At 51.2% G+C, this 7,085-nt stretch carries 5 protein-coding genes; 2 read left to right on the top strand and 3 right to left on the bottom strand.

The annotated features are described in order from the left end of the window. Positions 1 to 437 precede the first annotated feature (437 nt). Positions 438 to 926: a hypothetical protein gene (locus VGM55_RS06585; protein ID WP_331635045.1), complete on the bottom strand. Its 489-nt coding sequence runs from the start codon at positions 924 to 926 to the stop codon at positions 438 to 440. Positions 927 to 1,668: 742 nt separating this feature from the next. Between VGM55_RS06585 and repE the strand changes: the two genes are divergently transcribed. Further along, the gene (gene repE / locus VGM55_RS06580; protein ID WP_331635044.1) at positions 1,669 to 2,415 is read left to right on the top strand and encodes a replication initiation protein RepE; all 747 of its coding nucleotides are present in this window, start codon (positions 1,669 to 1,671) and stop codon (positions 2,413 to 2,415) included. 338 nt (positions 2,416 to 2,753) lie between these two features. On the opposite strand, the gene VGM55_RS06575 is transcribed toward repE, so the two are convergent. Both VGM55_RS06575 and VGM55_RS06570 read right to left on the bottom strand, forming a co-directional pair. After that, positions 2,754 to 3,542: a site-specific integrase gene (locus tag VGM55_RS06575; protein ID WP_331635042.1), complete on the bottom strand. Its 789-nt coding sequence runs from the start codon at positions 3,540 to 3,542 to the stop codon at positions 2,754 to 2,756. Beyond that, a complete protein-coding gene (locus VGM55_RS06570; protein WP_331635041.1) occupies positions 3,539 to 4,516 on the bottom strand; it encodes a hypothetical protein in 978 nt (325 codons plus the stop codon). Before VGM55_RS06570 ends, VGM55_RS06575 begins: the two co-directional genes overlap by 4 nt. A 570-nt stretch (positions 4,517 to 5,086) precedes the next feature. Here VGM55_RS06570 and VGM55_RS06565 point away from each other — a divergent pair. Continuing rightward, entirely contained in the window at positions 5,087 to 6,175 is a 1,089-nt protein-coding gene (locus VGM55_RS06565) for a transcriptional regulator (protein WP_331635046.1), read from the top strand. Positions 6,176 to 7,085: the final 910 nt, after the last annotated feature.

The raw sequence follows: 7,085 nt of genomic DNA, 5'->3' as shown, positions 1-7,085 counted from the left end.
CGTCCTCATCAGAAGGAGAGAAGGTGGGGCCGGGCGGGTATTCTTTGCCACGGAGGTGGCGGGCTGAGGGATATCAGGGCCGGAGACCTGCCCGGGACGATCATAAGGGGGGGTAACCGTTGTCATAACTGTTCCTTGAATATAAAAACATATAACAATTAGTGAGTTATCATTGCTCTCTGGTTCCAGTTTTCTTTCAGGCTCGGGAATAATACCTGTGGCACAGGCATCCGTAGACAGGACGTTTTCAACTAATGTGGGCTGAAAATCAGGGGTAAATGCAGGTTTGAGCATTTATAAACGCAGGTTGCTACAGATAGTGAACGTCACAGGATGGCGTCCATAAAACGGTCGTTTGTTGGGCTATTTTTAATACGTCAGCGACTGTCCATCTCCATTGATTGAAATGTGGAGGCAGACAGACAGCCACATGAGGATTAATTATTTTTCCAGTTGGTGGAAACCGGGTTAATCACTGTGTTTTTTTCTTGAATATAAGTGCCGTTCTGTTGGGCAATGGCTTCGCCAGTATCAACAATCGCGTTCTGAATAAACACGTTTTGCTTTTCTCCCTGAACGAAGGTTAACTGATGAAAGGCAGTTTTATTGCCCCAGTCGCTGGAAGGTAGCGAAATGAAACGCACTGTGAAGTTTTCATCATCGAATTTGCCCTGCATGGAGTAAACACCATAGTGGTTTTCACCCTGCGAAATGATTTTATAGACGCCGTTATCGTAATAATAAATTTCGGCATCGGGGAACGGTTTTCTGTCGTACATTTTACGGTAATGCAGCACCTGCTTAATGGTGGGCTGACCGAAGCTGACGGTCAGATTTTTACTGTCCGCTGAGGTCGTCAGCCCTTCAGCGTGAGCACTGCTAATGAGCATCAACAGACTTGCGGTTGCCGTTGTGATTACTTTCACTTCAATTCTCCTGGTCTGATTCTGTAGATGATGTGCGTCAAGGTGCTGAAACTACGCCACAAATTTTTCACGATTGCAAATTTCTATATAGGTACCGCATGCATAAAGGACAGGCAGAAGGCGTTAGTGCATAGACAGAGTTGACTACAGTTTCTTTTACCTACCTCAATTCAGGCAGATCTTACCTGTTTATGGACAAAGGGAGGCCTACTGACAGCAGAAGATTCTACACTGCCACACAGATAGCCACTTGCGTCTGCTGTGCGGCAAAACCCCTAGGCACATAAGTGGGGGCGATGGGCATTTTGTAACATGCCATCATCTCAGTTATTTTTTCGCCTTCTTAATTTTTCAATTATCCAACACCCCTTACCTGCAGCGCTCGCCGCAAGCCATAACTAGCGCAGTCTGTTATGGCGAGGAAGCGCCATTTATTCTGCACGAATATATATCGCGGTCACTCTCGGCTACCAGAAAATGATTAGCTTCAATGGCTTTATCCACATATCCACGGGCTATTTTTATATTAATTTTTAAAGATCGTTTTTAGATCTTTTTTTAGAGATGCCAAATACTCAAGCACCATGCGGTTCTCACGGGCGTCGCTGTGACAATTTGCCCTGAACTATGTGACAAATCACCCTCAAACAACGCTATAAAACACAGAGTTATCCTTTGAAGTTGACTAATTCATAATTGATGTGACAATGTTTTAACCTGTCACAAATAGCACGGAGCACCCATGACGGATGTCCCTTTGATCAATCAGAAAAAGAGAAAAAACAGCCCACGTATTGTTCAATCAAATGAGCTTACTGAAGCCGCTTATAGCTTATCTCGCGATCAAAAACGGATGCTCTACCTCTTCGTTAACCAAATTCGCAAATCAGATGGCACGCTTCAGGAACATGATGGCATCTGCGAGATACAGGTCGCTCATTATGCAACTACTTTTGGTCTGACTTCTGCTGAAGCGAGTAAGGATATACGCCAGGCACTAAAAGGCTTTGCCGGAAAGGAAGTGGTGTTTTACCGGCCTGAAGATGACTCGGGTGATGAGAAAGGCTATGAGTCGTTTCCCTGGTTCATTAAGCGTGCTCATAGTCCCTCCAGAGGGACTTATAGCGTACATATCAACCCTTACCTTATCCCGTTCTTCATTGGCCTCCAGAATCGTTTTACACAGTTCAGGCTAAGCGAAACCAAGGAGATAACAAACCCTTACGCTATGCGTTTGTATGAGTCTCTGTGCCAGTACAGAAAATCCGATGGTTCAGGGGTAGTTTCTTTGCGTATTGACTGGATCATGGAACGCTATCAACTGCCGCAGAGTTATCAGCGTATGCCCGATTTCCGCCGCAGGTTCCTGCAGTCGAGTGTCGATGAGATAAATAACCGCACACCAATGCGTCTTTCATATATTGAAAAAAAGAGAGGCAGACAGACCACCCATATTGTATTTTCCTTCAAAGACATAGCGTCAATTTAGGCGCTATTCAGTAAGTGCAATTTGTCACAGTTATGAGTACCTGTTGTCACCTTTTCCATATTTTTGAGGGTGATTTGTCACTCTACACCTGACGACATTCTTCCCTTTTCATATCTTACCCAGCTCACAACGTCTTTGACGTAACATCTGTGGTACAGCTTCAGCAATAACAGCGGAAGAAATTTAAGTAAGGGCGATTTGTCACATTTTACTGCTATTACCAGCCCATGAGGGCGATTTGTCACAGCTATTGATCGATTTTCCCAAGCCTCATTGTCAGAAAATGCCTGTAGTCTCAAATGGCTACACGTCGCTGGAAAAGGTAGACAAACTGTTTACTACCCTTTTAAGCTTTTTAGCATACCCACAGCCTCTGTCTCGGGCATCTGAAACTGCACTCTGTGTCTTGCCGCCACGTCGAGCGCAAACACCTTCGTGTACACTTCCGTCGAGCTTATAGATTTGTGGCCCATTAACGCCTGCAGCACCTTTAGCGGTATACCGGCGTACAGCATGTGCATCGCGTAAGAGTGGCGGAAAGTATGTGGTGTCACCGGTACTGAGAACGCCACCCCATCGGCCGCGGCGGCCTCCAGCGCTTCGCAGAGCCAGGTGCGGACGGTACGGTCGGTAATATCCCAGATGCGAGCTTTCTCGGTTCTTCCGGTGCGTTTATTGCGCCGCTCAAGCGGAATTTTCAGGGTGGCCACCATCATCTCCAGCTGGCTGACATAGTGGTGATCCGAGAGAGGGACGATACGGTGAGGCGGTCTACCGGCGGGTGTTCGGCCTGCCGTTCTTGCTGCTTTCTCCGCTCGCTGTTTGAGAGTGGCCAGCTGCACGAACGGCCAGGGCGGTGCCAGCGAAAAGTCAGCCCTTGTGAGTGCCAGCGCTTCGTTAATGCGGGCGCCCGTGTTCCAGAGGGTGGCCAGCAGCATTTTGCGGTGCAGATCCGGCACGTAGTGGAGCAGGGCGCTCACCTCCGGCGCCAGCAGGTATTTCGGCAGTTCGTCCTGCACCAGAGCCATCTGGCGCAGAGCCAGCGCGGCCGGGTAGTCGATGGCCACCGGCAGCTGCGCCGCCGCACCGTAGCTGACCGCTGATCCTGGCAGTGCCGGCACCGTCATTCATCTTCTCCGGTGAGCGCCCGGGTCTGTGCCGCTGGCCTGTCATCGCTGCTCACCCTGTTCTGCGGCTCAGCGCCCCCATACGGCATGGCAGCCAGGGCTTCCAGGTCACCGGTATGACCGGCAAACCATCCCTCCGGATCCTTCCCGTTCAGCAGTAGCTGCAGCCAGCCGGCAGACGTCCGGCGGATCGTCTGCTGAAAATACCGCAGGTGGTGCATCCCGGCAACCTGCCGGGGTTCGCTCTCCTCGTCCTCCGGCGCCCAGTCGAAGGTGTTGATGGCCAGACCGGCGCCTTTCTCTTTCAGGAACGTCAGAAACTGAAGCAGGCTCCGCCGGCCACCGCTGCCGTTACGGGGGCTGAGATGAAAGGTGCCGGTCAGCACGGCGACGATGGTCTGTCCGGTGGAGGCCGATCGCCGCAGGCACAGCGTGGCCCCCTCATGAAAACCCTGGCCGACGCGAAGCAGCTCGAAGATGTAACCATTGCTACCGTCCGCCGGCAGGAAAAAATCCTCATACAGGCCGGAAATATCCTGCACCGGAAACACATCTCCCTCACCGGTGATTAGCCATTCTGTACGGACGCCGCAGTATTTCTCTATCGCGCCGGCGACAGCCGCTGTCATTTCCGCACGCCCTTCGGCGATGTCCATCAGCAGGCCTGGACCGGTCCCCAACTGGCCGCTGAGACGCACAAAATCTCCCATATCCACGGTGCCGGTACCCGTCCGCTCGCCGAATCCGTCCTCGTTCAGGCGCTGCAGCATCCACCGCAGGCGCTGTCCGGTTTCCTGCTGCCAGCGATCGCGCATCGACAGCGGCACAATGTTCTGCGACGGATCGGTAGCCGGGTAGAGCGTCGCCAATGCCAGGCGGATCTCTCCCTCTACTGAGCGCTCATTTTTCATGGCTGACTGCGTGATGCGCTCAAACAGCCCCTCATCGATATTTCTGGCCTGTATTTTTGCCATGTATACAACCTTAGTCACAATTCAACACAACACACTTATTCAGGGCATAATGACACCAATAGACTATTAATGGCAATAACGCATAAAAGAACACACAAAGACTCAATTTGAGCTCATTGAGAATAAAACTCAGATACTAAACAGGCTGACAGTTTCATTCCGCAATTAACGGAAGCCCGTTTCGCGATGATCCGAATTTCTGCATATAGACGACTTTCCGGAAGTGCGGCACGACGGATGAGGATGCAAACCTGCAATTTCTGACATCAGGCGGGCCGTCGCAAAACAGGGAGATAACACAACATATAGAGTCTTATACAGCTGGCAGAGCTACCACATATGGTGTTCATGGAACACTGAGCGGCGGGGTGGCCGGGTGAGATCCGGAACTCAGGGTTTTCGGATCTCAGTAGAAATGAGAAGAGAAAGACACAGGCATAGCAGAATAAACATCACATTTATAAACTAATAGCACATCACAAAATTATTACTTCACTTTTATAAGCAATGAACAAAGCATATAAATGCTATGCTAGCATCATAATCAAATCAAAGATGAAAGGAACGATGATGCTCAGCCAGCTTAACCTGCGTTTTCCCAAAAAACTGATCGCCGCGCTGAAAACGCGCGCCGGGGAAGAAAATCTCTCCGTCAATGCGCTGGCCGAACGTTTTCTCGATGACGGCCTGCAGACGGCCGCCGCCGGCGACAGGTATTTTCAGCTGATGGCCGATCCGGAAGCCACGGTCCGGCAGCTGTACCGGCATATTATTCTCGGGCAGACCTTCGGCACTGCGCCCGTCTCCCGCGACGCCCTGCGCTTCATGCTGGCCTTTTCCCGGGAAGCTTTTTTGCGGGGGCAGGGCAGGCTTGCGACTCTCCCGGCCCTGTATACACTGCTGGACATCACCCGTGATCTGCTGGCCTGGCAGTCAGAGCATGACCAGCCAGTCGATACCCATTATCTGAAGGGGATCTTCCGGCTAACCGGAGAAAATCAGGTGGAAGACTTTGACCATTTCCGGGCGGCGCTGAACCCCGTCATCGATCAGAGCTATGCCGAACATCTGCTGCGCCCGCTGGAAAGCGACTGTTTTATGCTGGCGGAGGTCCCGGATGCGGTACTGGCGGCGATTTTCACCCTGCCACGGCTGAAGGCCATTTTTCCCCTGGTGCTGCGCGGCCAGAACTGGACCGAAGAACAGGCCGCCGCCATGGCACAGGAACTTCGCCCGACGCTCCCGGCCGTGACGGAGGTTATTGAGGCCGGCACGCTGCGCCTGGAGATCCGCGTGGATGGCCAGCATCCGGGTCAGCGTCCGGGGGCCTGGTACGACACCCCTAAAATGCATCTGATCATCACCGGCCAGGAGTTTGTGGTGCCATATGGCTGGGCCGCCTTTTCAGAGCTGCTGGGTCTGCTCACCCTGTACGCCCGGCATCCGCAAGCGCTGGCGCACGGCCATCAGGGTGAGCACGCGATGTTCTCCCCGCCGGGAAACGTCTCTGAAGAAGGGTTCTTTGGTATGGGCGGATTACGGATCTTTCTGCCGGCAGAAGGGTTTGAGGTGCTGGTCCGGGAGCTCACCGTGAAAAGTGCCGAAGGCACGCTGGCAGAGGCCCTGACCGGGCTGCGCTGCCTGTATGGAGATCTGTAGATGGGGTCTGAAAATGCATTGTCCCGCGCCGGATTTGAAGGTCCGGTAATGAAAGCAGAAGACTGCCGTTACGGGATATCCTGAGCGTGTTGTCGGAGTGGCCGTCGAGTAAAGTGACTGAACTTCTGCCATGGAACGTAGATCTCACCGACAAATAACTGTCAATACGGCGCTCACTTAACGGCTACCTTTAATGCAACAGAACCTCTACCGGAGTGGATTCTATGGCATAACTTAAGCCACAACGTCGCTGAGTGGAACATATTAAAAACGAAGCAATCACATAAGTTCCTATAATTGGGTCTAAGCTCGAACTTTCTTGGCTGGTCGCACACTAAAATAATCTAATCTGTTTTCTGTCTCAACTAACTAACGTTGAAGAAAATTATGAATCACATCAATCCTGCTGTTCTTCAGCGTTCTGCATTTGTTTGCTCGGATAATACTTTTAGTTGCCCCCACAAAGTACTCCCCCTAACCACCATATAACCGGATGTTTTCTGATCCGCCAGTACTTTTTTGAAGACAACAGAACAGGTCCAGACTGCTCTTTACATAAAAGAATTCGATACCATCGCCACCGATTCTGAACATGGCAAGGAAGAAATACAATGATATTAATACCAGGACAACTATTGCTGTTCTATCAACTCATGAGGATAAAGTAATATGCCCATTATGTCTCTATCAACGACCACACAGACAGAAATTTCCCGCCAGGTGGATTACAATCAGCCCAGGCCAACAACCAATATAAGAGGAAAAAATTTCTGGAACAGTAGCCCGCCTGCGGCGGGAGCTAAGGCGCTGTCAGAAAGGCGCTTTTTTCAGCTACCGTAGCCCGTTATAATCCCGCGCATGTATATTCCCCGACCTGCAAAGCTCCTCTTCCTGATTGATGATGGCTGGG

Source organism: Cedecea sp. (assembly GCF_036500665.1).
GTDB lineage: Bacteria > Pseudomonadota > Gammaproteobacteria > Enterobacterales > Enterobacteriaceae > Cedecea.
The sequence above is the reverse complement of the archived record's forward strand: the minus strand, read 5'-3'. Positions and strand labels throughout refer to the sequence as shown.